The organism is Streptomyces sp. WM6386, assembly GCF_000972385.1.
GTDB lineage: Bacteria > Actinomycetota > Actinomycetes > Streptomycetales > Streptomycetaceae > Streptomyces.
Window position 1 is genome coordinate 1 of the sequence record NZ_JXTE01000746.1, and the last position, 326, is coordinate 326.

The 326-nt window shown below is 71.8% G+C and carries 1 protein-coding gene; it reads left to right on the forward strand.

Going from position 1 to position 326, the window contains the following annotated elements; translation table 11 throughout:
* Positions 1-326: AMP-binding protein (locus tag TN53_RS43500; RefSeq protein ID WP_046264464.1), on the forward strand; the 326-nt coding region annotated here is incomplete at both ends.

Genomic DNA, 326 nt, shown 5'->3' on the forward strand with positions numbered 1-326 from the left:
CCCTCGTCCTGGGCCAAGGAGCAGGAACTCCAGGGCGTCACCGTCCTCGCACCCGAGTCCGACGCGGACGAGCTGCCCGCGGCGAACCGGTGGCGGCCGCCTCCGGCCGACCCGCACACTCTGGCCTTTCTCCAGTACACCTCAGGGTCCACCGCCGCCCCCAAGGGCGTCATGGTCGACCATGCCAACCTGCTGGCCAACGCCGAGATCCTCGCGGGGATCGCCGGGATGAGCGCCGACCGCCCGGTGGGTGGGTGGCTGCCGCTCTACCACGACTTCGGACTGATCGGGCTGCTCCTCACGCCCCTCGTCCTGGGCGGTCGCAG